Genomic DNA, 26,973 nt, shown 5'->3' on the forward strand with positions numbered 1-26,973 from the left:
CCAGTTTAGGATGTTTTTCATTATTCTTTTATATTTCAATTAATTAATGATATTAGTGCGTGAGGTATGTCAACATTACAATAGCTGCCTAATACCATTAGAGGATGATAAACGGATGGAAAAAAAACAAAATTATTAAGATTGTTAGACAGTAACAGCAAAATAAGCGAGTTATGCAGGAGGGGGCTACGGTTAAAAGGAAGATATTGTTGGTGAGCTATCATTGTAATGGCGGTCAAAAATAGAATATGACTGCCATTAATTAATGATGGTTAATTGAACGATTTTTCATTCAGGCTGTTTCGTAATAATCCCATCGCTATAATAATGCCAACTCCTATAGCTAATCCCATGATATTAACGAAGTCCCATCCCATAAAATAAAAAGCAAATCCTGCAATTAGACTACCAAAAGCGCCAAAACCAAAAATCAGGAAATCTGTTGCACCCTGAACTTTGGCTCTTTCATGCTCATGGTAAGTTTTTGGTAATAAATGCGTAGTGCTGATTAAAATAAAGTTCCAGGCTAATCCTACCAGCGTCATTGTGAATAAAAAATGTGCGTAACTAGAGCCAGTGAAACCAATAATATTGGCAATGACTAAACACATTGCTCCCAACCAAACGAAGGTTTTTACACCAAAACAACTAATAAGCTGCCCTGTAAAAAATGAAGGGGCAAACATACCTAATATATGACACTGAAATACAAAGGTGATAGCCGCGAAATCAAATCCTTGAGCTTTCATTGCCAATGGAAATGTTCCGACCATATATACGACTAAGGCATAACCCATGGCACTGACTACAGCAATTAACCGTAATAGTGGTTGAGAATATAGCTGCAGATATGAGCGATGTACCAAGGTATACTCTGTTTTTATTTGAACTTGGTGCGGTTTTAACGGTAAAAATAGTAACAGAATAAATGCAAGAATATAGATAATGGACAGGGCACCAAAAGTGCCCATAAATGGGTAATTGGCGATTATTGTTCGAGTTGAAACGGCAAGTGATGGACCAATTAATACAGCGATAATTCCACCACTCATGGTTAAGCCAATGGCTTTTGAACGTAATGAAATAGGCGTTTCTTCTAATGCGACAAATCGGTATTGCTGAGCTGTACCGATAGCAATACCGGTAAAAAATGTGCCAATAGAGAAAAGCAGTAAACTTTGCGTATAAACACCAATAATGGCAAATAATGCGCCAGCTAATCCCCCCATATTTCCAAGAATAAATCCTGACCGCCGACCAAATCGCATCATAAAGTGTGCCATGGGAACGGAGGTAAGAATTAGTCCAATATATTGTGCGAGAAGCGGGACTGTCGCGTAGGCAGGGTCGGCAGAAAGTTGTGAACCGACTAAAACGGCGACAGATAATACCAGTGCATTTCCTGTCGTAAATAGCGCCAAAGCGGCAGCAAGCCAAAAAACAGAACGAGGCATAATCATTCCTTACTGTTTATTAAAACAAGTCAAAGTAGAGGGTAAAAATGAATATGCCGGATGATACAACTTCAAGTTAACTTTAAGTCAAGGGGTGTTTTTAGTCAGCTTTGCGATATTGTGTTTTAAGCTTACGGATAAAATTTTCTGGAATTTAGGGCACTGTAAGTGATTCTCTGCTGTACACTGTTCAACGTGTATTAATCCTTGTTTGAGTTTTTGTAACTCTTGAATTTTCTGATCAATTTCATCTATTTTTGACCGAAGAAGAGGGCGTTCAATGCCTTTTTCTGCAAGCTTACCGAGTATTCCAACGATTTCATCTAATGAAAACTGTGCTTGTTTTGCCAGAATAATCAATGAAAGGTGAGTAAGAACGTCAGGGCTATACATTCGGGTAAGCCCTTTACGACCGATAGGATTAATTAGACCTTTACTTTCATAGAAGCGGATCGTAGCGGCAGTGAGACCTGTAAGGTCAGAGACTTGGCTGATAGAGAGTGTTTTCATAATATTTTATTTATGTAAAAGATGAGTTCTGGATCATTTTCATCAAGATTATTAATTTGTCCACTAGGAATAAAGCCAGATTTTAATAGCAACTGTTGCATCAATAGGTTCGATTGATTTGTGGATGTGAATAATTTAGGATGTTGGCAATGGTTCTTTAAGGCGTTTAATAACATATTGCCAATACCTTGGTGGCGAAATTGTTTACCAACCATGATCATTTCAATAAACCCACAGCCAAAAAAGTGGTAATTCAATACACCATATCCTAAAACCTCCCCGTTTTCCTCGGCAAGATAACAGTGCTTATTTTCAACCCAATTTTGAATTTGCTGAACACGCGTAAGATCTGTTACCACGCAGGTATCAAGACATAGTTAATGTGGTGACATCAGATAAACAAGCGGAGCGAATAATCATAAATATCTTTTTCTCTCAATGAATAAAGGTTGTCCATTAACGGTAGGCTACTTATTTTAAAGTACAGGAATGGATAGGATAGGGCATCAATATTTGGTCGAGGTATTAATTTTCAAATTGAAGTCGATGAAATTGAACCCATTTTGGCATCATTAAAAGAAGCAAATATATCACTATTTTCTGAGCCACAAGAGGTTTGGTACCAAGCGGATGATATTGAGCATGGGCAAATTCAATTTTTAGTACAAGATCCTGACGGTTATTTATTACGTTTAGTTAAAATTATAGGTGAGCGTGACGTTAGACATAATTAAGCTGTCAACACATTGGGATCTCTACGGCTATTTGCGGTGATTTTCCCATGGATCAGTGGAAGGCAATTGAGCTTCTTCAATAGAATCATCTTCTAGCATATCAAGATAGAGAGCTTCAACTTCAGTCCGTGCCCACGGCGTTCTACGAAGGAACTTTAAACTGGATTTAATACTCGGGTCTTTGTTGAAACAATTAATTTTGATAATACGACCTAGTTGTGACCATCCATAGTGGTTTACCAATGCGGTTACTTGCATTTCAAGTGTAATTCCATGCAAGGGATCTTTAGAAAGGCGCTCATTCATTTTTATTACCTTAACGGATGCTTCATATTTTTAAAGTTTGCGAAGATTACAAGAAATAAAAGATAGAGGCAATCGATACAAGATTGGTCATGAAATAAAAGTCAGCTTATACAAAGTTGACTATCAGGTGTTTGGACTTTTAGATCATGGGAGATAAAAGAAAGGGGTGCACCATAATATGTTCTCAGGCATCGATATTTAAGTCCATTCATTCTATTTAACATAATATGCATTATGCGAATCTATGTATGAAATAAAGAAATCCAGTGTTCTGGCTGGTTAATCGTGTTGGTTCTTTTTCAGCTATAAACTCAGCTCGACCTTATAAATCTTTTGTTTTGAAGTGATTCCTACAATCTACTGATGGCATCTGTTAGTTCTCATGCTTCAGATATTCCCTCAAAAGTTATTAACCGACGTTTGATGCCAAACAAAAATATGACAGTGTATTACTTCTATAATGACAGGCTTATTTACTCATATAGATGTGGTCACATGGTTAACAAACTAAATCTTAACTGGCCTGAATTTTTAGAAAAATACTGGCAGAAAAAACCCGTTGTATTGAAAAATGCATTTCCTGATTTTGTCGACCCGATCACTCCGGATGAACTCGCTGGTTTGGCGATGGAACCGGAAGTTGACAGCCGCCTAGTCAGCTTTATTGACAATAAATGGGAAGCGAGTCACGGTCCGTTTGAGGACTACAGCGAACTAGGCGAAAAAGGATGGTCACTGCTAGTGCAAGCTGTTAACCATTGGCATATACCGGCCGCTGAGCTGGTCAAACCGTTTCGGGTACTACCTGAGTGGCGTCTAGATGATTTGATGATTTCTTATTCGGTGCCTGGCGGTGGTGTTGGACCGCACATTGATAATTATGATGTATTCATCATCCAAGGAATGGGACGTCGCCGTTGGCGCGTGGGTGACGCCCTTCCCATGCGTCAGTTCTGCGCACATCCGGCATTATTGCATGTCGAGCCATTTGAACCGATTATTGACGTGGAAATGGTACCGGGAGATATTCTGTACATCCCGCCTGGATTTCCTCACGATGGTTTCACCTTTGAAGATACCATGAACTATTCTGTCGGCTTTCGCGGTCCGACCGGACGCGATCTGCTGAGCAGTTTTGCAGACTATGCGCTAGAACAGGATCTGGGTGGGATAAATTATGGCGACCCTGACCTGAAAGTGACCAAAAATGCGGGAACCATGGAGATTCATGAGGTGGAACGCCTACGAGCTATGATGATTGAAATGATCAGCAAGCCTGGTGATTTTGAACAATGGTTAGGTCGTTTTGCAACCACTCCACGCCATGAACTGGATATTGCGCCTGTTGAACCGGTGTATCAGCCGGAAGAAGTACTGAGCGCTCTAAATGCCGGTGAAAAACTGATACGACTGAGCGGGCTACGTGTTATGAGAATCGGAGATCATTTCTTCGTTAATTCAGAAGGTTGGAATACCACAGAAATAAAGGCTGCCGACGCATTGTGCCAGTTTACAGAAGCCGGAATAAATGAACTCGGTGAAGCACTGGAGAACCCAATTTTTGTTGCGGAGTTAACAGAATTTATCAATCAGGGATATTGGTATTTCGACGAATAAGTGGCATCAGACTGACAAGATAGAACACCTGTTGACGGGGGTTCTATCTCAAGTCACTCGGTTACCAAAAGTTGCTGCTACATCTTTCGTATAATTGAACCGAATGACATTTTAATATGTTGACAACCCTACTATCTCCCCTTTTTTTTAAGTAAACCCTTGAAGTTAAAAATCATTTCAAAAAGGTCCGTTACGAATAACGGTTAGGATAATCACTGTACTTTAGGCTTATTCTGTTATCTCCGCGAATCAAAATCCAATATGATTTATAAAATATATTTATTTAAGTCATGGGGTATTCGCATGTTTGTCATACATAAATTCACTAAAGGGATTTTATTCGTTTCGGCGTTAGCGTCATGGCAAGCATTTGCTGAATCTACGCCTGTCCTTCATCCCCTTAAATTAAATCAAGCTACTGTCTTTTTACGTGGTGCAGAGTTAACAAATAGTGCAACCGTAAATTTGCCACAAGGTGAAAGTCAGATCATTTTTACACATGTTGCGGACCATATTGACCAAAAAAGTCTCTCAATTAGCTTAGATAATGATGATGTTTTAATTCGTTCTATTGATGTGCAAACCGTGGCGGTAGATCCAGTTTATTCGGGAGAAGCGGCAAACTTAAAAGCACAAATAGAGGCAATAACAACACAAATAGCGGAACTCAATATCAAGATAAAAGTAGGCGATAATCAACTTGCCTTACTAAAAGACCAACGTTTTTTTGGGGAAACGACGGCACTATCCCTCGAACAATCCGCCTCTAAGCTGGAATTTATCCGTAAACAGATGTCCACTATCTTGGGGGAAAACCTAGCATATCAACAACAGATTGAAGCATTGACAGAAAAACAAGGACTCTTACAAACTCAATTTGAGGAGAATATTCCCAGTAATATTGGCGAGCAAACTCAAATTGTGCTGAATATCGAAACGCCCAAGAACCTGACCAGCAACATGCAAGTGTCGTACGTGACTCCTGATGCTGGCTGGTCACCGAGTTACGATATTCGTGCAAAAAGTATTGATAAACCAATTAATATTACTTACAAAGCTGACGTTATCCAAAATACGGGACTGGATTGGGATAAGGTAAAACTCACCCTTTCCTCTGCAAACCCAACTCGCAATATCACCCCGCCATTTTTAACGCCGTGGCTATTGTCTATCTATGATGAATACAATCAAAGCTATGCGAATAACAAAATGTCAGCCTCCATGGATATGGCGATGCCCGCAGCCCCCGTTGATGAAATTTCCGCAGTAAAAAAACGCAGCCCTGGTATGGCAAACTACGTCTCGACAAATACTAATGGCGTCAATCTTAGCTATGACATTGCATTGCCATTCAGCCTAGCCTCTACGCCTAAAGCAAAATCCATTACCATCAAACAAGCGGATGTGGATGCAAAGTATCGTTATACGTCCACACCTAAAATTGCTGAAGAGGTCTATTTGCAGGGGCAGATTGATGATTGGGATAGGCTGAATTTACTTAATGGTCCCGCCAATATCTATTTTATGAATAGCTATGTGGGGAATTTTTATGTCAATTCCAATCAATTAACTGAGACATTGGATATTCCATTTGGCGTGGATGATAATATTCAAATTTCTCGAGTCAACAATGCCAGTGTACGTAGCAAGCCCTCATTTATGGGGTCTAGCGTTGAACAAAAAGAAAGTTTCTTAATTAAAGTACGTAACACACGGAATAATGACATTAAATTGTCTGTTTATGACCAATTGCCTATCAGCCGCGATACAGATATTAAGGTACTTAATCCTGAATTCACAGGCGGAAAATTGGATGAGAAAGAAAACAAAATTGAGTGGGATTTAACGCTTAAACCTCAAGAAGCTGTTGAATTACCATTAAGTTACACACTGAAGTACCCTAAAAATAAGCAAATTAATGGGCTGTAGTTAACGGAATAAGCAAGGTGTATATAGCACTTTGCTTATTCAACTCAATATTATGCCGCTTAACGTAAGTGTAAAAATGGTGCTCCCTTCCTTGGTGTTCATTTTCTATCGCTTATGCAAACGTTGATTTGATAAATTTTTCCATTTCATAAGCAAGAATAAATTGTACTTCTTGTGAGGGATGTACTTTGTCATTAAAAATATATTTATGATTAATTACCATTTTTTTATTTTTAAATAGTTTGATATACCATTTCTTATAGAAGCTTTCTTTGGTGTTGTAATCAGAAATTTGATTAGCTTCATTTATGATGACTTTCATCTTTTCACCAATATCAAAGTAATGAATGCGAATATCGCTGTTTTTATTGCGAGAATTTAGTTTTTCAATCATCAATTTCGTTCTAGCATTATGAGTATCTGTTAGTACTGCTAATTCAGTTTGTCGTTGGTGAGAACGCCGTGCTGCTGCAGGGGTTGATGACATATCTGGAGTACCAACGACTACAATATTTTTAGCTCCTTTTCTTATTAAAGTTTTAATGTTTTCCCGTTGATCTGCCACGACTTTTTCTGTGTTATATTTATGTAGCGTCATATAATCGTTAGCGCCAGCAAAGACAATGGCTAAATCATCACTATTAATCTCAGTCTCAGAAATTTGTTTCTTAAGGCTAGACATCAATGATGATTTTAATCCATCTTTCAATTTGTAATTTCCTATAACAGCACCTCCCACTGATTTATTTACACAGCAAGAAAATAGACCATTTGGTCGAGATAAACTATCAACCCAGGTAAACCCATTGGTAAAGCGCCCTTCGTGATGCTGATCAGTGGAGGGAAATGTTCTGTAGGATTTTTCATACATATTGCCAGTATCGGATAGGCTATCACCAAAAACTTTTAAACCATGGATTGTCTCTAATTTTTGATGGGTGTTATGAACATTATCGATATGATTATTCAACAGGGTATCATAATAATCCTTATCAAAATGATACTTATATAAACCATACTCAACACCAATATATGATTTAGGATTCATGCCATTTCTAGGGTTAATAAAATATTGTGAAGCATTAATTTCAGCCATAACCAACTCCTTGAAGTATAATAAATTTGCAGATAATCCTATATTCATAGAGCTACTACTTCTTTAAAAAAAAGATGGTATTCTAGTATGCGTAAGGTTCTGGGAAGAGCCTGAGCTATAAAGTTAGAATGACTCAAAATAAACAACGATAACGACCTGAGGTACCTAATGATTATTCTCGTAACTGGCGCAACATCAGGGTTTGGTGAAGCCATCGCCCGTAAATTTATTCAACATAATTTCACAGTGATTGGCACTGGACGTAGAACCGAGAGATTGAATGCTTTACATCAAGAATTGGGAGATAAGTTTTACCCATTAACATTAGATGTTCAAGATAGAAAAGCCATTCAATACGCCATTGCAAACCTCCCTACTCATCTCAAAAATATCGACCTTTTGGTTAACAATGCAGGGCTTGCATTGGGTCTGGAACCTGCATTTAATGCTAATCCTGATGACTGGGAAACCATGATCAATACGAACACCAAAGGTTTGGTCAATATGACTTATGAAGTTTTGCAAGGTATGGTAGAAAAAAACCACGGACATATTATTAATATTGGTTCGACCGCAGCATCTTGGCCCTATAAAGGCGGTAATGTATACGGTGCAACTAAAGCATTTGTGAAGCAATTCTCCTTAGGATTACGTGCAGATTTAGTGGGTAAAAAAATTCGAGTGACAGATATTGAACCTGGATTAGTGGGCGGAACTGAGTTTTCAAATGTTCGTTTTAAAGGTGATGACGAGAAAGTCACAAATACCTATAAAGGCGCCGATGCCCTTACCGCTGATGATATCGCCGAGACAGTTTATTGGGTTGCGACGCTGCCTGCTCATATGAATGTAAACACATTGGAATTAATGCCCGTGTGCCAAACATTTGCAGGTTTAACCGTACATAAACAATAATAAAATTTCGTACTATTCTATAAAGACGGCATTATTATTTTTTAGCTATACTCTGGTTATATATTGAGTATTGAAACAAAAGGAAATTACATGAGCACGTCACAAAAATTTATCAAAAATGGTCTGGCTGCAATTTGCTTCTGCCTTCCTTTGATGTGGGTTAATGCGGCGCAAGCAGCAAATACATCATGCGCTGCGGGTAGCACTTGTGTTTCTGTTGGTAATGGTAGTAATGACCCGTTGAATAAAGAACAGGCGCGCCAAGATAAAGAACAGTGGGATGAAACTAAAATGCTACGTTCTAAAGTGAACCGCCGTACTGAAAAAGAGTTTGATAAAATTGATGCTGCATTCGATGCAAAAGATAAATGCGAGAAAAGCTTGAATCTTAATGCCTATTGGGAACCCAATACTCAGCGTTGTCTAGATGTGAATTCAGGACGTCCGATTATCAATCCATAATAGAAAGTATATTCCAATCAGCATATTAAAGGGCGCTATCTGCGCCCTTTTAATTAGGAAGAATAAAGTTTAAAGAACCGGTACGGAGACAAATTCTTGCAGTTTTTCCCCATCCAAATAGTGCCCTAATTCTTTTTCTTCAGGGCGCAACAAATAAGGGATCTCTCCCAATAATGGTGCATTAATGTGCTGTTGCACGCGCTGAATTATTTGGGCGTAATGCGCTAGACCTGGGTTAATTCTATTTGCGAGCCAGCCAACAAGAGGTAATCCATCAGCACGGATTGCTTCTGCCGTTAATAACGCATGATTGACGCACCCGTGTTGAATACCAACCACTAAAATCACACCGACGGATTGTTTTTTTAACCAATCGGCATAAAAAGTATTATCATCAAGAAGATAGCGCCAACCTCCGTTCCCCTCGATGACAACCATATCACTGTGCTCATGGAGGTGATCTAGCCCTTTATTGATTTTAGTAAAATCGATACTGTTCTCATGGCTATAATTATCACCCAGTCTGACAGGATTAACTTCATCATATGAGACAAGATCTTGTGATACACGATGAATAAGAAGTGCATCCTTATTGCGCTTTCCTTCCGGTGTATCGATACATTGATCTGCAATAGGTTTATATCCTACGGCTTTAATACCTTGATTATTCAGTGCTTGTAATATTGCTAGCGTTGATACCGTCTTCCCGACATCTGTATCTGTCCCGGTAATAAATAGATTGTTCATGGTTGTTCTATCCTGAAGTGACAGACTGTGATCAGCAAAATGCTATAAAAATGATATGAATTCAGTTTATGGGAATGGGGAAATGATAAGTTTGCGTTAGCTCAATTTTGTGTAAGATAATGAGAAGTTTATCAAATTGTATTAGCCTTGCAGTAATTGCAACAACAATGAGCCGTTATACAGCGCATTTTGGATTAGCGCAGTTTCACACTCTTTAATTGAACTGGCTGATTTTTCAAATATTAATTTTGAACTATAGCGTGGGTTACCGTATAACGTAACAAAGTGTTGTACCCGAGTGAACCAATAATGGTGTTCATCATTTAATGGCGAATTGATCAAAATTAATTCAGAACCGCATAAATTAATTATCATTGCTAATGGATAAGCAAGTCGTTGAGCCGCATTATCAAGTAATGACTTACATAATGGGTCATTCTCTACTGCGCCTTGGCTAATTGTGTTAATACTAATATTTTCTTTATGTAATACTGACTCAGGATAATCTGCAAGTAATTCCTTTGCTTGCTGGATGATTGCTGGAATTGAAATCAGCGTTTCTAAGCAGCCTTTACCACCACAATAACAGGATTGAGTTTGTGATAGGTCAATTTGAGTATGGGCAAATAAATTGGGCTGCCGAGTCATGACATCTAATGAATAACCATGATTCATCACTGCGATATTAACGACATCTTGAATTTGTAGATAAATAATATTTTTGGATGTTCGAGTCTCAGAATATTTTAAATGGTCAGCTAAGGCCAGAGCATTAACTGGTGGATAAAGGTAGACAGGTAATCCTGTTTTCTCTGTCAATATTTCGCCAATGGCTAATTCATGAACGTCGCTATGCGCGAGTTTATAGATAACTCCTGAATAAGAATCTAGAATACCATCCAGTAAAATACTGATCGCAGTAACTCTTTCTAAATAAGCTTGATTCTCTTCGAAAAAAAGGCTGATGAGTTCCGATAACCGATCACTAAATTGTTGGTTACCTTTTACATCAAAGGGGTAGCATTGCTCCGCCAATGTTTTAGTATTAATTTCTTTTAACGAAATAATCGCCTGCTGATCTTCGATTCGAATGGCTAAAAATTGCCAGCCTTCACTTTCTATCACTAATCCAACAGCGGGACGACCTCTTAAGCCTAAAACGGGAAACTCACGTTCTTGAATTAAATGTGCATCCATCAATTCACGCGTGATTTTGGTGATGCTTGCAGGTGCTAGTTGAGATTGTTTTGATAGCGCAATACGGGAAATAGGACCATGTTGTGCAATAATTCGGTACACAAGCCCAGTATTCAATTGCTTGATTTGGTCAGTATTCCCCGTTTGGTTTGTCATCTTAACACTCAGAAATCGTTATAAATTATAATTGATTATGCCCTATATAAATGAAAATTAGGCTTCATTTACATAAAAAACGTGATATTAATCGCGTTAATCATTCAAGGCTATACACCAACAATGTTATGCAATAATAACTCTGTGAGTTTTTTCGCTGCCGCAGGTGCTGTTCTGCGCGTATTGTAAACTAGCCAAACTTCAGAAGTGGCTTGAATATTAGCCAGCTTGAGGTATCTAACGCCGTCAATTTTCATGCGAGTAAAGGATTCCGTGATAATTGAAATTCCCATTCCCGCAGAGACTAAGCCTAAGATAGTCATCGCTTCCCCAGCTTCTTGAGAAATAGTGGGAACTATCCCTTCAGATGCTAATAATTGGTTTATCTCATCATACAGCGCTGTACCGACTTCTCGCTCGAAAAAAACTAATGGATAAGCAGCAAGTTGCTTAATATCCACACCATTTTCTTCATAAGCCAATAATGGGTGCCCTTCATAGACGGCAAGCATAAAGGGCTCTCTGAACAATAATTGATAGTCCAATTGTTCAGGTAATATTGTATTGCGCATGATGCCAATGTCTATGCGCCCAGTCACTAATGGGGGGATTTGTTGCTTCGTATTCATCTGATGCATATGAATAGAAACATCAGGATAAGCTTCTCGATATTGACGCAAGCTCATGGTGACTTTATGCATAAATGGCGTTGTTGAGGTAAACCCAATGGAAAGCTCACCTAGCTCCCCCTTTTCCATTCGAGCCGCCTTTGTGGCTGCGGCATCCACTTGCCCTAAAATTTGGTACGCCTCTTTTAGAAACATCGCCCCTGCGGGGGTTAATGCTACATTACGGTTATTGCGTTCTAATAGTTTCGCATTAACCATTTCTTCAAGAGCTTGAATTTGCTGACTTAATGGAGGTTGAGACATGTGCAAACGTTCAGCCGCACGCCCAAAATGCAGCTCTTCGGCAACGGCAATAAAATAACGTAAATGGCGTAATTCAATGTTCATCAGATTGATATTTTAAATGTATCATTATGTATTATTAATATATTAGACAAAAAAATAGAAAGTTTCTATTCTTTGATCGAAATCAAGTCCGTTTAGTCGTCAAGGAATTTACATGGAACAGCAGTCAAAAAGCCTCTCACCGAGTTCATCTTTACAAGGAAAACCAAACGCAGCCTTGACGAGTACCCCACCGAAAAAACACTATATTCAACGAGATGACGCCTTATATCTGCGCGTTACGCTGTCATTTTTTACTGTGGGTTTTGCGACCTTCGCCTTGCTCTATTTTGTCCAACCTATTTTGCCAATGTTGTCGGCTGATTTTAATGTTTCACCGGCTACCGCGAGTTTGTCGTTATCATTAAGTACTGGATTAATGGCATTAGGATTATTGGTCACTGGACCTATTTCCGATGCGATTGGTCGTAAAAATGTTATGGTGATTTCCCTGACTTGCGCAGCGCTTTTTACCTTGATGAGTTCAATCATGGAAAGTTGGCAAGGAATTCTAATTGCTCGCGCTTTAGTGGGACTTTCCCTTAGTGGCGTTGCTGCGGTGGCGATGACCTATTTAAGTGAAGAAATTCATCCCAGCTATGTTGCACTTTCCATGGGGCTCTACATTAGTGGTAATTCTATTGGTGGAATGAGCGGACGCCTAATGACAGGCGTTATTGCCGATTATTATTCATGGCGAGTTGCTGTGGTTATTTTAGGCTCCTTGGCACTGTTAGCCGCGATTGGTTTTTGGCGATTATTGCCCCCTTCTCAGCATTTCCGAGCCAGCTCATTAAAACCTAAAAACCTTTGGGTTAACTTACACTTACATTTGCGTGATACCGGTTTACCGTGGTTATTCATTGAGGGGTTCATTTTAATGGGCGGTTTTGTAACGATGTATAACTACATTGGATACCGCTTACTTGAGTCGCCTTATAATTTTAGTCAATCTGTTGTGGGTTTCTTATCTATTGTTTATTTAACAGGAACTTACAGCGCGACAAAGACAGGAAGTTTGACACAAAAATACGGTTTTGGACGAATTCTGATCGCCGCAATTGCGATGATGTTGATGGGCGTCATTCTGACCCTACATAGTAATATCTGGGTGATATTGCTGGGTATGACTGTACTGACAACGGGTTTTTTTGCAGGACACTCTGTCGCCAGTAGTTGGGTTGGACGTCGAGCGAAACGAGCACGGGGTCAGGCATCCTCACTCTATTTATTTAGTTATTACGCAGGTTCCAGTATTGCTGGTACATTAGGTGGGGTATTCTGGGCTTCCTATGGGTGGAATGGCGTAGCGTTATTTATCGCAAGTTTGTTGCTACTCGGCGTCGGTATTGCTTATAAGTTAAAAACAAAATGTTAATCGCTTCTAGGTTACCTAATTAACTTAATAAATTAACTCCTGCTAAAGGTTAGAATTCACATCCTCATCATAATTAATAGAAAATCTATAAATTAATCAATGATGAGGATATTGAATGAAAAAACTATTATTACTTCCCTTACTACTCTGCTATAGCTATTTTGCATTACCTCATGGCTACATCGAGTATCCTGCCAGTCGAGCCTATCTCTGTAAACTGCAAAGCAACCAAAATTGTGGCGCTGTTCAATACGAACCACAATCAGTTGAAGGTTTAAAGGGATTTCCGCTAAAAGGTCCTGCAGACGGTAAAATTGCGAGTGCGAATATTGCCTCTTTCTCTCCGCTTGATGCACAACAACCGTTTCGTTGGACTCGGATGTTAATAGAAACCTCGACTTTCGATTTTTTCTGGCGCCTAACTGCCATTCACCGAACAACTAAGTGGGAATATTTTATTACACGTAAAGATTGGGATCCCAGCAAGTCTTTAACCCGCGCCCAATTTGAGTTAACGCCATTTTGTAAGTTCGAGAAAGTCGAAATGCCACCTAGTTTAGTGATGCATACTTGTCATCTTCCAAAAGATTATCAAGGCTATCATGTTGTTTTAGGTGTTTGGACCATCGATGATACCGCTAATGCATTTTATCAAGTAATTGATTTGGAAATTGACTATAAATAATAATTGTCAGTAAACCAGACAATAGGGATAGTATGTAATACTCTATCGGCTATCCCTTAGATTCACTAGTAAGCGTGTTGAAAAACTCAAATGTTAATGTTAATTTAGTTATTCGAGCCATTAGAATGTTGTAACTAAATATAAGGTTAAAGATGTTATGTCAAAACAGCAGTTAGTGAGTTCATTCAATCAGCTTGAGTCAAATATCAACCTTCTTTGCCAATTACTTCAAACTCAGCAAAATGTTAAAGCCGCTGTATTTAGCTTACCGGAAACATTAAAAGGTGATGAGAATAATGAAGTTAGCTCGATCTTAGTGGATAAACTCACTGGTTCAGATGCGCTAACACGAGCAATAGACCTTTTTACATTGCTATTTATACATAAAAAATCAGAGTTAGTGAGCAATAAAGCCGCTATTCGATTACCTGGTGCTATCTGTCTTGCGCCCTCTCTGGCAGACTATAAACGCTTCCAGCATTTACTCTTCGAGATCAATCAACTAAAAATAGAAATAAAGCAGATTGTAACCCACATTGATGAAGCCCATCGGTTTGAATTTATTCGAGAAAGCTTGCATGGTTTGTTAACACTAAATACCTATCGTACCCTCACTTCTGTTGTTGATCCTGATACCATTCGATTCGGTTGGGCAAATAAGAAAGTCATCAACAAAGTGACTCAAGAAGAGATGCTCAATCGCTTACAGGCGAGCCTAGAAAGTGGGAGAACCCCCTCTCATTTACAACGTGAGCACTGGATATTGCAATTAAAAAATGAAATCCAATTAATTCGTTCTCTTCCCCATGATTGTGTATTGAAAACTCAACGCCCCGTTAAAGTTCAACCTATCGCGCGAGTTTGGGACAAAGAAACACAAAAGCAAACACAATATCCTTGTGCAACACCGCTGTTGATTTTCGCCATTGATAAAGAATTAAGCGATATCAAGCTTGGTGAGTTAGCGGATTATCATCAAGATAACATCGCCCTGCGTAATCGCCCAAAAGCAAAACCCGTCGAATTATTGATCCCGCGTTTAAACCTATATATTGAACGATAAAAAAGCCCCTGCACTATTTCTAATGCAGGGGCTTAACATTCATTATCCAAGAGATGGATAATTATGATTTCATGCTACCAACCATATCTTCAGGACGAACCCATTCATTAAATTGAGCTTCAGTTAAGTAGTTCAATTTCAGTGCAGATTCTTTCAGAGTCAGACCTTCTTTGTGCGCTTTCTTCGCAATTTCTGCCGCTTTATCATAGCCAATGTGGGTATTTAACGCTGTTACCAACATCAGAGATTCGTGCAGTAATTTTTCGATACGTTCACGGTTTGGTTCGATGCCTTCAGCGCAATGCTCGTTGAAGCTGCGCATACCATCTGCTAATAAACGGATAGATTGTAAGAAGTTGTCGATAACCATTGGACGGAATACGTTCAATTCAAAGTTACCTGATGCGCCACCAATATTCACAGCAACATCATTACCCATGACCTGAGCACACAGCATGGTTAATGCTTCACACTGCGTTGGGTTAACTTTACCTGGCATAATAGAGCTACCCGGTTCGTTTTCAGGAATCGAGATTTCGCCAATACCACAACGAGGACCTGATGCTAACCATCTAACATCGTTAGCGATCTTCATTAATGATGCCGCTAAACCTTTCAATGCACCGTGAGCATGCACTAAAGCATCACAAGTCGCTAATGCTTCAAATTTGTTTGGTGATGTGACAAAAGGCTGACCTGTTAATTCAGCAATTTTCTTCGCGACACGAACCGCATATTCAGGGTGAGTATTCAGACCTGTACCCACCGCAGTACCGCCTAATGCTAATTCACAAATATGTGGCACTGCGTTTTCAATATGTTTTTCGTTGTGGGCTAACATTGCCGCCCAACCTGAGATTTCCTGACCCAATGTTAATGGTGTCGCATCTTGTAGATGTGTACGACCAATTTTAACAATGTCTTTAAATTCTTTTGCTTTCGCATCGAGGGTTTTGTGCAGAACTTTTAATTCTGGCAGCAAATGTTCACGAATCGCAACAACGGCTGCAACGTGCATTGCTGTTGGGAAGACGTCGTTAGAGCTTTGGCTCTTGTTAACATCGTCATTTGGGTGGATTAGACGGTCGTTACCGCGCTGTCCACCGAGGATTTCGCTACCACGGTTAGCTAGCACCTCGTTCATGTTCATGTTACTTTGAGTACCAGAACCAGTTTGCCAGATAGCGAGAGGGAATTCTGTTGGATGCTTGCCAGCAAGGACTTCGTCTGCCGCAGCGATAATCGCATCACCGCGATCTTTTGGCAGTAAACCTAAATCCATATTCACGCTTGCAGCCGCTTTTTTAGTTACCGCTAATGCGTGGATCAGAGCAACAGGCATTTTCTCTACAGAGATACGGAAATGTTCTAAAGAACGCTGCGTTTGCGCGCCCCATAAGTGGTCAGCAGGTACTTCAATTGGTCCCATTGAGTCTTTTTCAATGCGAGTGGCTGCCATTACTAGCTCCTTAGGTACATATTCAGAATAATTAATTTTAGAATCATCTGCTTGCAGGTAAGCAAATAACCGAGCAGTATAATGCCACAAATTGAATTTCAATTATGAGACTTGGTCGAGCTTATTGTGCTGTAGTAAAAAGGAAATCAGTTGATTTTTGCAAAAAGAGAGTTTTGATATGCTAAAAATGATGAACCAAATCCAACACTATGATTGGGGAAGTAAAACCGCCCTCAGCGAACTGTATGGTTACCCTAACCCGGATAATTTACCAATGGCTGAGCTTTGGATGGGGGCTCACCCCAAAGCCAGTTCTGAGGTTATATCACCCTTAACACATCAGAAAATCTCGTTAGATGCTTTCATTAAGGAAAACCCAGAAAAAATATTGGGTAAACATATCGCCGAACGTTTTGGCCGACTTCCTTATTTATTCAAAGTGCTATGCGCAGCTCAGCCATTATCCGTTCAGGTTCACCCAAATAAACACGATGCGGAAATCGGTTTTAAAAAAGAAAATGCACAAGGGATCCCATTGAACTCCCCTATCCGTAATTATAAGGATAATAATCATAAACCAGAGCTGATTTATGCTTTAACCCCCTTTAAAGCAATGAATGCATTTCGTCCTATAGCAGAAATTGTCGAGTTATTTAGCTTTATTGCAGCAGCCCATCCTGAAATTCAATTTTTTGTTCAATCCCCAAGTGAAGATAAACTAAAAAAATTATTTGCACAGATTCTTAATTTGACTGGTGAGCAAAAAGAGCTTGCATTGGGTGTATTAAAAGCAGCATTGAATAGCAAACAAAGTGAGCCGTGGAATTCCATTAAACAAATGGTGAGCTTATATCCAGATGATAATGGTTTATTTACGCCTTTAATGCTAAATATCGTTGAATTACAACCTGGTGAAGCCATGTTTTTAGCAGCAAGAACCCCTCACGCTTATTTAGAGGGTGTTGGGTTAGAAGTGATGGCTAATTCAGATAACGTCTTGCGTGCAGGCTTAACGAGCAAACATATTGATGTAAAAGAACTCGTTGATAATATTGATTTTAAGTCAATTAAAGCTGATGATTTGTTCAATATTCCCGAAAAATCTGGAAATGTCTGGAAATATAAGATCCCAGTGGAAGATTTTTCATTTAAAATATATTCTATTGACTGCTCTGGGTTATCCCTAACTAATCATACAGCTTCAATTTTGTTTTGTATTGAAGGTAAGTTAGTATTGCGATCAGGTAATCAAGAATTAAACATGAATTCTGGTGAATCTGTTTTCTTACCTGCTTATGAGGATAACATTTCTATTCAAGGAAATGGCCAAGTAGCCCGAGTATTTAATTTTTAGGTCATATTTTATATTTAGCCGTTGGTACACACAGCCAAACGGGTAATAAAAACTTATATTATTTATACATAAGTGCGTTTTATGCGCACTGAAAGGATGGATGTTGATAATGAAAAAGTCATTAGTTGCGGTAGGTGTTATCGTTGCTCTGGGCGCAGTATGGACTGGCGCATCATGGTATACAGGTTCAAAAGTTGAAGCTGAACTGAATAAAGTGATTACGAATTCAAACGCGTTTATCACGGCTAACGATCCAAGTGCTGATGTTGTCTTTAAATTAGAAAACTACAAACGTGGTGTGTTCTCTTCTCAAGCTGACATCATCATTACCTCAACCGCTTCTGCTGACGAAAACATCGTCTTTAAAGCGGATATCTCTCATGGTCCACTGCCATTATCCCAAGTAGCTCAGTTCAATCTGATGCCTAAATTAGGTGCAGTTAATGTTGAATTAGCAAATACGAAAGCGACTAAAGAGCTGTTTGAAGCAACCAAAGGCAAGCCATTCATGCATGGTTCTGCTGTTATTGGTTACAGCAAAAACGTGGATTCTAGCATCGAGCTGATCCCTCTTGAATACACCAAAGAAGATGGTAAATTCTCATTTAGCGGCGCTAAGTTTGATATTGCAACTGGTTCAGACTTAAGTACTGTTGATGCATCTTTAGTGACTGATAGCTTAGTGATCAGCAGCACTAAAGAAGAAGGTTCTATCACAATGAAAGGCATGAAGCTGGTTTCTAATGTTAAGAAATCTCAACATGGCTTCTATACAGGTACCCAATCTTTCGTTATCGCAGATACCGATGTTAATATCCCTGAAACTAAGTTCTCATTCAAAGATTTGAACGTTTCAAGTGATACCTCTATCAATGGTGACGATGTTAAAGGTAACCTGTCTTACAAAATCAGTGATGTTAAAGCATTAGATCAAAACTTAGGTTCTGGTGAGCTGACAGTGGCTATCGAAAAATTAGATGCGAAAGCATTAGGTCAATTTGTTGAGCAATACAACAAAGCGTTGGCTGAAGGCTTAGCAACAGGCAACCCAACTGAAGCAAGCGAAAAAATCGCAATGCAGATGATCACCACAACTCTGCCTGAGCTGATGAAAAGCAAACCAGTATTTACTGTTAGCCCGTTCTATTGGAAAAACGAAGCAGGTCAAAGCTCTATCGACCTAAGCGTTACTTTCAACAAATGGAACCAAGACGAAATTACTGCGTTAGCAATGCAAAACAAAGTGGATGAAGCGTTCAAACAACTGATCACTTCTTTCGATTTCAGCATGAAACTGAATAAGCCAATGGTCATCGAGTCAATGACTCAAGCCATGATCTTAGATGGCGGTGCAGCAGTTTCTGCGGAAGATAAGAAAGTTGTTAAAGAACAAGTAACTGAAGAGTTCGCTGGTGTTCAACAAATGCTAACTGCGGATATGTTCTCTAACCCGTTCGAAGAAATGTTCATGACTGATGAACAACGCGCAGAGAAAGCGAAAGAGAAAAAACATCCTTGGATGATCGACAGCGAAAACGATTTAACCATGACCGTTAAATTCTCTGGTAATGACCTAACCTTCAACGGTGACAAATATACCTTAGCTGAATTCCTGACTAAGATGAAAATGATGTCTGGTCCAGAAGATGAAATGGGCTACGAAGAAGAAGCTCAACCTGCTGATGGTGCTGAAGTTGCTGAGCCAGCAATCGAAGCTGAACAACCAGCAGAAGCGCCAGCTGCACAATAATTTATCCTTAAGATAAATTACTTAAACGCCAGTCTCCTCGACTGGCGTTTTTGTTTCTATTTAGCCTATTTATCATTGATTTTTATTCAATTACATACAAAATGGATGCAGAATATCTATAAGGATCATTTATCGTGATAAACAAACAGCTCCCTTTAACAGACTTACATCGCCACCTTGATGGTAATATTCGCCCAGAAACCATTCTTTCTTTGGCACAACAGCACCGTATCCAACTCCCCGCAGATGAAATTGAAGCCTTACGCCCTCACGTGCAAATTATGGGACAAGAAGCTGATTTAGTTGGTTTTCTAACTAAACTGGATTGGGGTGTTGCTGTATTAGCTGATTTAGATGCCTGTAAGCGTGTCGCATTTGAGAATGTGGAAGATGCCTTTAGAGCGGGCATTGACTACGCTGAATTACGTTTTTCCCCTTACTATATGGCAATGAAGCATCAACTTCCTGTTGAAGGCGTTGTTGGTGCAGTTATTGACGGTATTGCTGCGAGCTGCCGTCAATACGACATTCAAATCAATCTGATTGGTATTTTGAGCCGTACTTTTGGGCAGCAGGCCTGTGCTATTGAATTAGAGGGTCTTCTCGCACATAGAGATAAATTATGTGCCCTTGATTTAGCCGGTGATGAACTGGGGTTCCCAGGTGCATTATTTGAAGAACATTTTACCAAAGCTCGTAATACTGGACTCAATATTACCGTGCATGCTGGTGAAGCGGCAGGTGCAGCCAGTATTTGGCATGCTATCAAGCATTTAGGCGCTCAACGTATTGGACATGGGGTTAAAGCAATTGAAGATCCTGAGCTCATTGAATTTTTAGCGAAAAATAACATTGGTATTGAAAGTTGTTTAACCTCGAATATTCAAACCAGTACCGTCCCTTCACTGGCTCAGCACCCGTTGAAAACCTTTTTATCCCACGGTGTTTTAGCATCCATTAATACCGACGACCCTGCTGTTGAAGGCATCGAGTTACCTTATGAATATAATGTTGCTGCACCGCAAGCGGGCCTAACACAGGCTGAAATTGAACAAGCTCAGCGCAATGGACTCACCATGGCATTCCTTTCTGATAGCGAGAAAGCGGCATTGGCGCGTAAAGCTGCAAACCGTTAATTCAACTGCTAACTGCGAATAAATCTTTTTATAGGGTAGGACTCATGTTCTGCCCTATTTAACCCATTAAAACGTTCAAATTTTCTCAGTCGTTAATCTATTTCATGATAACACCCACAGTATGTTGTAACTAAATTAGTTATTTTGTATAGGCAGCTTTCGCTGCCTTAGTGGATATTTAGTGTTTTTCGAGCCGTTTAGCGTACTTCTGAGCTATCACTGCACACACCATTAATTGAATCTGATGAAAAATCATTAATGGCAGCAAAATTATCCCTACTGTTGCGGCTGGAAATAGCACATTTGCCATGGGTACACCATTTGCCAAGCTCTTCTTCGACCCACAAAAAAGAATCGTAATTTCATCTTCTTTGCTAAACCCAAGAATACGCGCTGACATCACGTTAATCACCATCACCACGACTAATACAACACAAGAAACTAACGTAATGATAAACAGTGAATAAGCATCAATGGTTTGCCAAATCCCCTCAACCACCGCTTCGCTAAATGCCACATACACAACAAGTAGAATGGAAGACCGGTCAGTGGTATTGACCAACCTTTTATGGCGATTAATCCAGTTAGCGATGAGCGGTCGACATAAATGCCCGACAATAAATGGCACCATCAATTGCAGCATAATTGAGCCAATCGCATTGAGTGTATCCATTGCTTGGCTGCCATCAGTGTCCATCAACACTCCGACTAAAACAGGAGAGAGAAAAACCCCTAAAATACTGGAGGCTGAAGCACTGCAAATTGCCGCAGCGACATTCCCACCGGCAACCGAGGTGAATGCAATGGCAGATTGAACAGTGGCGGGCAATGCACATAAATACAAAAAGCCCATATACACCGTTGGCGACATCCAATGTGGCACCATAAAGCGCAATGCAATACCAATAATAGGAAATAGAATGAACGTGCTGGCAAATACTAATAAATGAAGTCGCCAGTGCCCCATCCCTGCAACGATAGACTCTCTGGATAACTTAGCACCATGCATAAAAAACAGTAGCGCTATCGCTGCGGTTGTTAAGTGCTGGAAAACAGTTTTAACCTGCCCCTCACATGGGAAGATACTGGCGATAATGACAACGCCAATCATGATCAACAGAAACGAGTCTATTTTAAGTTTTGCTAATAAATTCATTCGATTTTCCACAAATAAAAAGCCAGTTTTTACACTGGCTTTATCTTCAACGTTGAACCTTAGAAAATATTTTCGATAGTCCGTTTTTCTTTCGCTGATTGCATACCGGCTTCAATCAGTTTCATAATATCGATGGCTTCGCTTGGTGTAACTGGATTTGGCTTACCGAAACGAATAGCGTCATAAATGGCTTCATAATATCCACCATAATTGCCTTTCTCATTTGCCCATGACTGACTCACCATATCATCGCCTTGTGACAGCGTCACAACACCCAGATTAGGGTCTTCTCCCCAATGTTCACCTCGTGGAACAGCACCACTTTTTAGCGCATCTTCCTGCGTATCTAGCCCATATTTCACGTAACTCCCTTTCATACCATGAATGGTATAAATTGGCATCGGCGCTGCCGCGAGAGTTGTTGAATGTAATACGATTTTCTTATCTGCATAATCCAGCATTGCATGGAAATAATCTACTGCTTCCGCGCCTGGACGAATAGCCCCCAGATCAACGGTAATCGCTTGCGGTTTACCAAAATATTGCAGCACTTGGTCAATCATATGCGGTCCCAGATCGTACCAAATTCCCGCTCCCGGAATATTAGCCTCTCGCCAGCGTTGTCTCACCACTGGACGAAAACGGTCAAAATGAGATTCATAATATTTAATGTCACCTAAACAGCCATCTTGCAGGATTTTTTTCACGGTGCGATACCCTGAATCCCAACGACGATTATGGTAAATTGATAATAATTTTCCGGCTTTTTCAGCTCGTTGCTGTAAATCTTCGGCTTCTTTAACATCAAGAGTAAACGGCTTATCTACCACCACATGCTTACCCGCAGCTAACGCTTTGCAGGCTAATGGGTAGTGAGTGTCATTCGGCGTTGGGATCACAACAAGCTCAATTTCAGGATCAGCAAACAATGCTTCGGGCGAGCTAGCTACCGTAACATTAGGATAATCCGCATGAACTTTACTCGCATCACTACTGGAGATAGTCGTTAGCTCAAATCCTTCTAACATGGCTAAAAATGGAGCATGAAATGTTTTGCTGGCATAACCATATCCAACAATCCCGACTTTAATTGGTTTGGGCATATTGACCTCACATAAGTGGCATATTTTGCTATTTTAAAAAAGTACCATCAGAATGAATCAATTAGCAAATAAATCTATGATAGGATTATTAATTATCAGGATTATTTAGCAATAACGGATCCCTACTTATGACTTCTGTTTATAACACTGACCGTATTACCGGCTGGTTATTAGCCCCTGCTAGCTATTTACTGCTGACATTGTTTGCGGCTTGTAGCATGACTGTGATGTACTGCATTAAATTTTATGAGATTGTCACCACGGTGGATAATTGGAGTAGTTTCATTACCCCACAGTGGTATTTGTCTTTCGCAATCAGCCTAGCTATGTCACTTTTTAGTGTACATGTTACACAACTGATGTTTAAGCGCTCTCGTCATTTTCCCCGTCGTTTTACCCTATGGCTATTAGCATTAATGTTAATCGGATTAAAAACATTCGCATTTTCCCCTATTGATGACCAAACTGCCCTACAAATCCTCGCATGGCCACTATTAGGTGCTGGATTTTTTGTCCCTTATTTGAAAATGTCTAAACGAGTGAAAATGACTTTCACACAAGATCGATAAGCATCACAAAAATAGCTTTGATATCATAGCCTCCGTTAAACTGACTGTGGTCAGTTTTTGGGCTTTTTTCTCTCTTCAGGCTATGAAATGACCGACTATCTTCTACTTTTTATTGGGACAGTGTTAGTCAATAACTTTGTCCTCGTTAAATTCTTGGGATTATGCCCATTCATGGGCGTATCAAAAAAACTAGAAACCGCCATTGGTATGGGTTTTGCGACTACGTTCGTTATGACCCTCGCCTCAATAAGCTCGTGGTTAATCGATACGTTGATCTTAATCCCTCTAGACCTAGTCTATCTACGTACACTGAGCTTTATCCTTGTGATAGCCGTAGTAGTACAGTTTACTGAAATGGTTGTGAGAAAAACCAGCCCAACCTTATACCGCCTATTGGGGATCTTTTTACCGCTGATCACCACTAACTGTGCGGTGCTTGGGGTTGCTTTATTAAACATCAATCAATCCCACGGTTTCTTGCAATCTGCGGTATATGGCTTTAGTGCCGCCGTCGGATTCTCTTTTGTTATGGTTCTCTTTGCCGCCATCCGTGAGCGCTTAGCTGTAGCAAATGTCCCAGCACCTTTTAAAGGTTCGTCAATTGGTCTGATCACTGCGGGGTTGATGTCTCTCGCATTTATGGGCTTTAGTGGTTTGGTGAAATTCTAATGATGTCTTTGTGGATTGCGATTGGCATATTAGCCGTTTTCGGGCTGATCTTTGGTCTGATCTTAGGCTATGCCTCATTACGTTTTAAAGTTGAGGAAGATCCGATTGTTGAAAAACTGGATGCTATTTTACCGCAGAGCCAATGCGGGCAATGCAGTTATCCAGGTTGCCGTCCCTACGCTGAAGCAGTAGCCAACAACGGGGAAATGATAAACAAATGCGCCCCCGGCGGCGAGCAAGTCATGCTCAAAATTGCTGAGCTGATGAACGTTGACCCTCAACCCATTGATGGCGATGAAACTGCGCAAAACCCTGTTCGTAAAGTTGCCATCATCGATGAAGAAAATTGTATTGGGTGCACAAAGTGTATCCAAGCTTGTCCTGTCGATGCCATTGTGGGCGCTACTCGTGCCATGCATACAGTGATTGAAGATTTATGTACGGGTTGCGACCTGTGTGTTGCCCCATGTCCTACGGATTGTATTGAAATGGTGCCAGTTAAAACCACTACCGCCAACTGGAAATGGGATTTAAACACCATCCCAGTTAAAAATATTACCGATGAATCCTTATTGTCAGCCAAAGAGGGTTCCCATGCTTAATTTATTTAAGTGGTTGAAAAAAGATAATATTTGGGACTTTGATGGCGGTATTCATCCCCCTGAGATGAAACTACAATCCAGCAGAACGCCAATGCGTGTGGCTTCCGTTCCTGATGAGCTAATCATCCCTCTGCAACAACATTTAGGTCCGGAAGGTGAACTCATCGTCAACATTGGCGACACCGTTCTTAAAGGTCAACCATTAACGAAAGGTACAGGTCGTACCGTGCCTGTGCATGCTTCAACATCCGGTACTATCACCGCGATTGAACCTATGGTGACCGCTCATCCTTCAGGATTAAAAGAACTCTGCGTCAAAATTAAAGCAGATGGTCTGGATACTTGGGCTCCTTTACAACCCGTACCTGACTTCCAACAACTTTCGCGGGCTGATTTGCTCAACAAAATTGAGCAAGCAGGTATTGCAGGTTTAGGTGGCGCTGGCTTCCCAACAGCCTCTAAGCTAGCAGGCGGGAAAGATGCCATTAAAACGTTGATTATCAATGCCGCAGAATGTGAACCTTATATCACTGCTGATGACCGTTTAATGCAAGAACATGCTCAAGAAGTCATTGAAGGCTGCCGCGTTCTGCAACACCTGTTAAACCCCGACCAAGTATTAATCGGCATTGAAGATAATAAGCCCGAGGCAATCCGCGCCTTAAAACGCGCCCTTACCTCCATAGATAAACAGATTTTTATCCGAGTGATCCCCACCAAGTACCCATCAGGTGGTGCAAAACAGTTGACCAAAATTTTAACGGGAAAAGAAGTTCCTTCAGGTGCACGATCTTCCCAGATTGGCGTATTGATGCAAAACGTGGGTACTGCCGTCGCTATCAAGCGCGCAGTCATTGATGGTCAGCCGCTCATTGAACGTGTTGTCACGGTCACCGGAGAAGCGATTAAACAGCCAGGAAACTTCTGGACTCGCTTAGGTACGCCAGTTAAACATCTACTTCAGCAATCTGGCTTTGAGCCTGAAAATGAGCAAATGGTGATCATGGGGGGACCATTAATGGGCTTCACATTGCCCGATCTCAATGTTCCTGTAGTCAAAATTTGCAACTGCTTACTGGTCCCGACCCAAGAAGAGATGGGCAAAAAACCTGTCGAAGAAGCTTGTATTCGTTGTGGTCTCTGTGTTGATGCTTGCCCTGCCAGTTTATTACCTCAGCAATTATATTGGTTTAGTAAAGGTAAAGAACACGAAAAAGCGCAGAAACATAATCTGTTTGACTGCATTGAATGTGGTGCTTGTGCTTATGTCTGCCCAAGCAATATTCCGCTGGTACAATATTATCGCCAAGAAAAAGCAGAAATTCGCGAAATAGACCAAGAAGAACGCCGTTCCATCGAAGCTAAACAGCGCTTTGAAGCTAAACAACAGCGTATGGAACGTGAAAAACTTGCCCGTGAAGAACGCCATAAGAAAGCGGCTGTTCAAGTGGATACCGCAGATAAAGACGCAGTTAATGCGGCACTTGCTCGTGTTAAAGCGAAGAAAGCGTCAACGGCTGAGCCAATAAAAATCATTTCAGGTGAATTGCCTGACAATAGTGCTGTTATTGCAGCAAGAGAAGCGCGTAAAGCTCAAGCGCGCGCCAAACAAGCGCAAAAAGTCGCAGAGCAAACCCAATCTGACAACCCCGTGATTGCAGATGGCGCGGAGGGAGATGACCCACGCAAAGCCGCCGTTGCTGCTGCCATTGCTCGCGCGAAAGCGAAGAAAGCAGCCGCACAACAGACTTCAGAACCTGTTATCGACGCTCCGGTTGAAACTGCTGAGGAAGTCGACCCACGCAAAGCCGCTGTTGCCGCGGCAATTGCTAGAGTTAAAGCTAAGAAAGCCGCGCAATCATCTGTTTCTCAACAACCAAATGAACAAACAACCACAGAGTAAGTGATAACCA

The 26,973-nt window shown here is 40.4% G+C and carries 26 protein-coding genes; 15 read left to right on the forward strand and 11 right to left on the reverse strand.

The window, feature by feature from the left end; translation table 11 throughout:
- Nucleotides 1-272: 272 nt before the first annotated feature.
- The 3 genes from PR795_RS11850 to PR795_RS11860 form a co-directional block, all read right to left on the reverse strand.
- Complete coding sequence (locus PR795_RS11850) at nucleotides 273-1,454, reverse strand: MFS transporter (RefSeq protein ID WP_181480860.1); 1,182 nt, start codon at nucleotides 1,452-1,454, stop codon at nucleotides 273-275.
- 87 nt (nucleotides 1,455-1,541) lie between these two features.
- Nucleotides 1,542-1,964: a MerR family transcriptional regulator gene (locus PR795_RS11855; protein ID WP_006659800.1), complete on the reverse strand. Its 423-nt coding sequence runs from the start codon at nucleotides 1,962-1,964 to the stop codon at nucleotides 1,542-1,544.
- Nucleotides 1,961-2,323, reverse strand: coding sequence for a GNAT family N-acetyltransferase (locus PR795_RS11860; protein WP_232373821.1), 363 nt, complete (start codon nucleotides 2,321-2,323; stop codon nucleotides 1,961-1,963). The genes PR795_RS11855 and PR795_RS11860 overlap by 4 nt, the downstream gene beginning before the upstream one ends.
- Before the next feature lie 204 nt (nucleotides 2,324-2,527).
- Between PR795_RS11860 and PR795_RS11865 the strand changes: the two genes are divergently transcribed.
- Complete coding sequence (locus PR795_RS11865; RefSeq protein ID WP_006659798.1) at nucleotides 2,528-2,698, forward strand: hypothetical protein; 171 nt, start codon at nucleotides 2,528-2,530, stop codon at nucleotides 2,696-2,698.
- Between the two features lie 27 nt (nucleotides 2,699-2,725).
- On the opposite strand, the gene PR795_RS11870 is transcribed toward PR795_RS11865, so the two are convergent.
- Nucleotides 2,726-3,004, reverse strand: coding sequence for a VF530 family DNA-binding protein (locus tag PR795_RS11870; protein WP_006659797.1), 279 nt, complete (start codon nucleotides 3,002-3,004; stop codon nucleotides 2,726-2,728).
- 495 nt (nucleotides 3,005-3,499) lie between these two features.
- Between PR795_RS11870 and PR795_RS11875 the strand changes: the two genes are divergently transcribed.
- Both PR795_RS11875 and PR795_RS11880 read left to right on the forward strand, forming a co-directional pair.
- Complete coding sequence (locus PR795_RS11875; RefSeq protein WP_181480862.1) at nucleotides 3,500-4,621, forward strand: ribosomal protein uL16 3-hydroxylase; 1,122 nt, start codon at nucleotides 3,500-3,502, stop codon at nucleotides 4,619-4,621.
- Nucleotides 4,622-4,924: 303 nt separating this feature from the next.
- Nucleotides 4,925-6,550 carry a mucoidy inhibitor MuiA family protein gene (locus PR795_RS11880; RefSeq protein ID WP_232373823.1) on the forward strand — a complete coding sequence of 542 codons (1,626 nt, stop codon included), beginning with the start codon at nucleotides 4,925-4,927 and terminating at the stop codon, nucleotides 6,548-6,550.
- Between the two features lie 112 nt (nucleotides 6,551-6,662).
- On the opposite strand, the gene PR795_RS11885 is transcribed toward PR795_RS11880, so the two are convergent.
- Nucleotides 6,663-7,646, reverse strand: coding sequence for an SGNH/GDSL hydrolase family protein (locus PR795_RS11885; RefSeq protein ID WP_181480864.1), 984 nt, complete (start codon nucleotides 7,644-7,646; stop codon nucleotides 6,663-6,665).
- A gap of 168 nt (nucleotides 7,647-7,814) precedes the next feature.
- Between PR795_RS11885 and ydfG the strand changes: the two genes are divergently transcribed.
- Together ydfG and PR795_RS11895 are read left to right on the forward strand one after the other, a co-directional pair.
- Nucleotides 7,815-8,561, forward strand: a complete 747-nt coding sequence (gene ydfG / locus PR795_RS11890; RefSeq protein ID WP_006659793.1) for a bifunctional NADP-dependent 3-hydroxy acid dehydrogenase/3-hydroxypropionate dehydrogenase YdfG — start codon at nucleotides 7,815-7,817, stop codon at nucleotides 8,559-8,561.
- A gap of 90 nt (nucleotides 8,562-8,651) precedes the next feature.
- On the forward strand, nucleotides 8,652-9,023 hold the full coding sequence (locus PR795_RS11895) for a DUF1283 family protein (protein WP_006659792.1): 372 nt from the start codon (nucleotides 8,652-8,654) through the stop codon (nucleotides 9,021-9,023).
- Between the two features lie 69 nt (nucleotides 9,024-9,092).
- Here the strand turns inward: PR795_RS11895 and bioD are convergent, their stop codons facing one another.
- From bioD to PR795_RS11910, 3 genes are all read right to left on the reverse strand, one after another.
- Nucleotides 9,093-9,770: a dethiobiotin synthase gene (bioD, locus tag PR795_RS11900; RefSeq protein ID WP_006659791.1), complete on the reverse strand. Its 678-nt coding sequence runs from the start codon at nucleotides 9,768-9,770 to the stop codon at nucleotides 9,093-9,095.
- Between the two features lie 141 nt (nucleotides 9,771-9,911).
- Nucleotides 9,912-11,123, reverse strand: coding sequence for an ROK family protein (locus tag PR795_RS11905; protein ID WP_181480865.1), 1,212 nt, complete (start codon nucleotides 11,121-11,123; stop codon nucleotides 9,912-9,914).
- Nucleotides 11,124-11,233: 110 nt separating this feature from the next.
- Nucleotides 11,234-12,139 (reverse strand): LysR family transcriptional regulator, encoded by a 906-nt coding sequence (locus tag PR795_RS11910; protein ID WP_006661711.1) that lies wholly within the window; start codon nucleotides 12,137-12,139, stop codon nucleotides 11,234-11,236.
- 112 nt (nucleotides 12,140-12,251) lie between these two features.
- On the opposite strand from PR795_RS11910, the gene PR795_RS11915 reads away from it, so the two are divergent.
- From PR795_RS11915 to tus, 3 genes are all read left to right on the forward strand, one after another.
- Nucleotides 12,252-13,514: an MFS transporter gene (locus PR795_RS11915; RefSeq protein WP_181480866.1), complete on the forward strand. Its 1,263-nt coding sequence runs from the start codon at nucleotides 12,252-12,254 to the stop codon at nucleotides 13,512-13,514.
- Between the two features lie 115 nt (nucleotides 13,515-13,629).
- A complete protein-coding gene (locus PR795_RS11920) occupies nucleotides 13,630-14,199 on the forward strand; it encodes a lytic polysaccharide monooxygenase (RefSeq protein ID WP_006659786.1) in 570 nt (189 codons plus the stop codon).
- Between the two features lie 157 nt (nucleotides 14,200-14,356).
- Entirely contained in the window at nucleotides 14,357-15,262 is a 906-nt protein-coding gene (gene tus / locus PR795_RS11925) for a DNA replication terminus site-binding protein (RefSeq protein WP_181480867.1), read from the forward strand.
- A gap of 61 nt (nucleotides 15,263-15,323) precedes the next feature.
- On the opposite strand, the gene fumC is transcribed toward tus, so the two are convergent.
- Entirely contained in the window at nucleotides 15,324-16,721 is a 1,398-nt protein-coding gene (gene fumC, locus PR795_RS11930) for a class II fumarate hydratase (protein WP_006661708.1), read from the reverse strand.
- 178 nt (nucleotides 16,722-16,899) lie between these two features.
- On the opposite strand from fumC, the gene manA reads away from it, so the two are divergent.
- The 3 genes from manA (at nucleotide 16,900) to add (ending at nucleotide 20,961) form a co-directional block, all read left to right on the forward strand.
- Nucleotides 16,900-18,075 carry a mannose-6-phosphate isomerase gene (manA, locus tag PR795_RS11935; protein ID WP_181480913.1) on the forward strand — a complete coding sequence of 392 codons (1,176 nt, stop codon included), beginning with the start codon at nucleotides 16,900-16,902 and terminating at the stop codon, nucleotides 18,073-18,075.
- Between the two features lie 109 nt (nucleotides 18,076-18,184).
- The gene (locus tag PR795_RS11940; protein ID WP_181480868.1) at nucleotides 18,185-19,825 is read left to right on the forward strand and encodes a YdgA family protein; all 1,641 of its coding nucleotides are present in this window, start codon (nucleotides 18,185-18,187) and stop codon (nucleotides 19,823-19,825) included.
- A 134-nt stretch (nucleotides 19,826-19,959) separates the two neighbouring features.
- Nucleotides 19,960-20,961 (forward strand): adenosine deaminase, encoded by a 1,002-nt coding sequence (gene add, locus PR795_RS11945; RefSeq protein WP_272516851.1) that lies wholly within the window; start codon nucleotides 19,960-19,962, stop codon nucleotides 20,959-20,961.
- A 178-nt stretch (nucleotides 20,962-21,139) separates the two neighbouring features.
- Here add and PR795_RS11950 read toward each other — a convergent pair whose 3' ends face one another.
- Both PR795_RS11950 and PR795_RS11955 read right to left on the reverse strand, forming a co-directional pair.
- Complete coding sequence (locus tag PR795_RS11950) at nucleotides 21,140-22,117, reverse strand: bile acid:sodium symporter family protein (protein WP_006659780.1); 978 nt, start codon at nucleotides 22,115-22,117, stop codon at nucleotides 21,140-21,142.
- A gap of 59 nt (nucleotides 22,118-22,176) precedes the next feature.
- Nucleotides 22,177-23,220 (reverse strand): oxidoreductase, encoded by a 1,044-nt coding sequence (locus PR795_RS11955; RefSeq protein WP_006659779.1) that lies wholly within the window; start codon nucleotides 23,218-23,220, stop codon nucleotides 22,177-22,179.
- A 128-nt stretch (nucleotides 23,221-23,348) separates the two neighbouring features.
- Between PR795_RS11955 and PR795_RS11960 the strand changes: the two genes are divergently transcribed.
- The 4 genes from PR795_RS11960 (at nucleotide 23,349) to rsxC (ending at nucleotide 26,963) form a co-directional block, all read left to right on the forward strand.
- Complete coding sequence (locus PR795_RS11960; RefSeq protein ID WP_006659778.1) at nucleotides 23,349-23,789, forward strand: DUF2569 domain-containing protein; 441 nt, start codon at nucleotides 23,349-23,351, stop codon at nucleotides 23,787-23,789.
- An 87-nt stretch (nucleotides 23,790-23,876) separates the two neighbouring features.
- On the forward strand, nucleotides 23,877-24,458 hold the full coding sequence (rsxA, locus tag PR795_RS11965; RefSeq protein ID WP_006659777.1) for an electron transport complex subunit RsxA: 582 nt from the start codon (nucleotides 23,877-23,879) through the stop codon (nucleotides 24,456-24,458).
- Nucleotides 24,458-25,060, forward strand: a complete 603-nt coding sequence (gene rsxB, locus PR795_RS11970) for an electron transport complex subunit RsxB (RefSeq protein WP_006659776.1) — start codon at nucleotides 24,458-24,460, stop codon at nucleotides 25,058-25,060. Before rsxA ends, rsxB begins: the two co-directional genes overlap by 1 nt.
- Complete coding sequence (rsxC, locus tag PR795_RS11975) at nucleotides 25,053-26,963, forward strand: electron transport complex subunit RsxC (protein WP_181480870.1); 1,911 nt, start codon at nucleotides 25,053-25,055, stop codon at nucleotides 26,961-26,963. Before rsxB ends, rsxC begins: the two co-directional genes overlap by 8 nt.
- The last annotated feature ends 10 nt before the right edge of the window (nucleotides 26,964-26,973 follow it).

It is taken from the genome of Providencia sp. PROV209 (genome assembly GCF_028479485.1).
Classification (GTDB): Bacteria; Pseudomonadota; Gammaproteobacteria; order Enterobacterales; family Enterobacteriaceae; genus Providencia; species Providencia alcalifaciens.